This is a genomic window from Roseinatronobacter ekhonensis (assembly GCF_900499075.1).
In the GTDB taxonomy this organism is placed as follows: domain Bacteria; phylum Pseudomonadota; class Alphaproteobacteria; order Rhodobacterales; family Rhodobacteraceae; genus Roseinatronobacter; species Roseinatronobacter ekhonensis.
Window position 1 is genome coordinate 1 of record NZ_UIHC01000140.1, and the last position, 2,013, is coordinate 2,013.

Sequence of the window (2,013 nt, forward strand, 5' to 3'; positions counted from 1 at the left end):
GCGGCCGATGCGCGGGCTGGTCCTCGGTCAATTGCGGCAGGTCCATCAGCACCGCATCCGGCGCGCCGAACACGACAGCACGCGTCAGCGACGCCGCGCGGGGATCGCCGGGCGGCAGATCGTAGGTCGCGCGGTCCTGGCGGACGGCCTCGATGCCGCGCGCCCCGGCGTCGGCGATGGAGACGAGCCGCAGATCGACCAGCCGCCCGTCATGCGCGAGCCGGATCGCGTCGGCCGGATCGAGCGCGAGCCGCGAGGGCGGCAGTCGGAATGCCGCCGTCTCGCGCCCTACCCATGCCTCCATCAGCGCGCGGCGGCAGCGCCGTTCGGCCTCCTCGGGCGGCACGGCCATCGGGAAGGACTCCGAGGCAGTCCGCGTCGTGTCCACGGTGATGCGCCGCGCCTCGACGAGGGCCGCGTCGTAGTCCTCGTCGGCCCGCGCGACCTGCCACTTCAGCGCCTGCGGCAGCTCGGTCTCCTGGCCGCGCGTCAGCTCCAGCACGTCGCCCTCGCGAGGGGCCACAAGATCGTCGGGCGCGAGGGTCATGACCGAGGCGCGGCCGCGCATGAGGAAGCGGATCACCCCCTCGGTCTCGACGGCGTCGAATCCGAAGTGGCGCGACAGCGTTGTGATCGAGGCGCGCGGGCTTTCCAGCGCGGTGATGGCGTAGCCCTCCACCGCGCCCCAGAGACCGGTGACGTCGATGCGATCCTCGGGCAGCCCGGCGCGCAGGCAGAGGTGCCGGACGAGTGCTGCCAACGACACCGCGCCAAGCCGCCCGGTCAGCCAGTGGCCGAGCCGCCAGTTCGCCCCGTCCGTCCAGACGTCGGTCAGCGCTGGAAAAAACGGATAGGGCCGCGCGTCCCAGGTCCAGGCGGCGCATTCGGGAACGTGCACCATTCGGCCGCTGTAGACCGACGACACCGGGTTGTTCGCGACCTCGCCCCACCAGAGATATGTCGCTTCGAGATAGGCGCGCTGGATGGCGTCGTCGCGCCAGCCCCGCGAGAAGTGCGGCGTGAAGCTCTCCGACGACTTCGGATCGAAGAAGACGTTGGGCTGGTTGGTGCCCCGGTCGATGGCGGGACAGCCGAGCTCGGTGAACCAGATCGGCTTCGACTGCGGCGCCCATGCCGTCGGCGTCCCGCTCTCCACCCCACCGGGGCGGTCGTAGTGCGCGTTCGACCACCAGGCGCGCGGATCCTTGTAGCGGAACACCCATGGCTTGGCGGCGGCACCGTCCGTGATGGGGGTCCGTACCTGCGCCGAGCGATCCGCCGCGCTGGCATAGAACCAGTCGAAGCCCTCGCCGCCCGCGATGTTTCCCTGCAGGTAGGCGCGGTCGTAGATCGCGGGCCAGCCCTCGGCCGCGTCCGCATGCTCGAACCCGTCGCGCCAGTCCGACAGCGGCATGTAGTTGTCGATCCCGACGAAATCGATCTCCGGATCGGCCCAGAGCGGATCGAGGTGGAAGAACACGTCGCCGCTGCCGTCGCCTGGCTGGTGTCCGAAGTATTCCGACCAGTCGGCAGCATAGCCGAGGCTCACACCCGACCCGAGGATCGAGCGCACATCCCCTAGCAGGTCCCGATATGCCTGCACGGCCGGATAGGTGGCCGCGCCCGAGCGGATCGTCGTGAGCCCCGGCATCTCGGTGCCGATCAGGAAGGCGTCGACCCCGCCCGCCGCCGCGCAGAGATGGGCGTAGTGCAGCACCATGCGGCGCAGGCCCCAGTCGCCCGCAGGCCCAATCCACGAAACCGTCTGACCCGAGACGTTGAAGCTCGCGGGCGTGGCCGTGCCGAACAGCGCCGCGACCTGCGTGGCGGCCATGGCGGTCTTGTCCACCGTCCCTGCAAAACCCGCCGCAGGGGAACAGGTGATCTGAGAACGGCGGTGCGAAAGTCGGCCACGGTAGCGGCGGGATGAGCCTGCTGCGGGCGGCGTAAAAGTCGTCCACTTTTACCCTTTCTGGCGACAGGGAGGGCGGGAGGATTTTCACTGTGGATTTG

The 2,013-nt window shown here is 70.0% G+C and carries 1 pseudogene; it reads right to left on the minus strand.

What is annotated here, in order from left to right:
* Positions 1–1,894, minus strand: a pseudogene (locus ROE7235_RS19415) (baseplate multidomain protein megatron); the annotation flags it as partial.
* Positions 1,895–2,013 lie beyond the last annotated feature (119 nt).